The sequence below is a fragment of the Gelidibacter salicanalis genome, from assembly GCF_016469035.1.
GTDB lineage: Bacteria > Bacteroidota > Bacteroidia > Flavobacteriales > Flavobacteriaceae > Gelidibacter > Gelidibacter salicanalis_A.
The window spans coordinates 1-1,112 of sequence record NZ_JAEHJZ010000071.1 but is presented as its reverse complement, the minus strand read 5'-3'; the positions used below and the strand labels follow the sequence as shown (position 1 = coordinate 1,112).

The window sequence follows — 1,112 nt, the reverse complement described above, 5'->3', positions numbered from 1 at the left end:
TTCTGATAGATATGTACGCCAACTTATGGGGATCGAAGGGGATTCTTATGGTTTTTCATCAGAAGCAAAGCAATATAGTTTGACGGCATTAAAGGAAAATATTGGCTTGTTAAATCTAGAAACAATCGCACAGATCAATGATTTGGTATTAGAAGTAGGACAAGGGTATTTAAAAAAAAAGACCACCAAGCTCTTAGGCTCAAAGCCGATAGCTATGTGGTAAAGACCAATGTTCATTTTCCTACGGATCATAACCTGTTATGGGATGCCGCCAGAAAGTGTATTGAAATTGGCTGTTCTTTAGCAAAAACACAAAATATAGAAGGTTGGCGCAAAGCATTGGATTGGAAAAAGCGTGTCAAAATAGAATTCAGGAAACTACAAAAAACTAAAAAGTCAGGAGGCAGAAACAAGGAGCTGCGTTTAAAATATGCCACTGAAAATTATCTGGACATCACCAAGATACTTCAAAAAAAAATGGTAGAATTTCAAGCTGTTTTTGCCCCAAAAACACTTGCCCAAGAGCTCGCTTTTATAGAATTGGAATATTATTTTGCAATGCTGATCAAGCATATGGACTTGGTAGAAAGACGACTTGTGAAAGGTGAAAAAATCCCACATAACGAGAAAGTATTTTCTTTGTTTGAGCCCCATACCAAATGGATCAGCAAAGGCAAGGCAGGCGTTGTTGCAGAGTTTGGAGAGAAACACTTGATCGTAACGGATCAAAATAATTTTATCGTTCTTAGTCATATTATAGCAGACACTCCCGATGCTACTTTTACTGTTGACATCGCAAAACAACTTAAAGAGCAGTTTGGAAACAGAATGGCCTCTTTGAGTTTTGATAAAGGGTTTAGCTCTAAAGAGATCATAAAGGAGCTAGAGGGAATTATCCCAAATGCTGTTATAAAACAAAAAGGAAAACCAAATAAAGAGCGAAAAGAAATAGAGGGAACAGAAAATTTTAAAACCTTAAATAATGCTCACAATGCCGTTGAATCTAACATCAATCAACTCACTTACCACGGGTTGGACAAGTGCCGTGACAAAGGAAAGATCAATTTCAACAAATATGTCTCTCTGGCAGTTCTGTCCTATAACCTTCATAG

General features: G+C 37.1%; 2 protein-coding genes. Both read left to right on the top strand.

Translation table 11 applies throughout. The features are described from left to right. A partial coding sequence (locus tag JEM65_RS20575) for a hypothetical protein (RefSeq protein WP_199603556.1) occupies positions 1 to 223 on the top strand: 223 nt, incomplete at its 5' end. Beyond that, positions 217 to 1,112 (top strand): transposase (locus JEM65_RS22515; protein ID WP_199603555.1); only part of this gene is annotated, 896 nt, incomplete at its 3' end. The genes JEM65_RS20575 and JEM65_RS22515, both read left to right, overlap by 7 nt.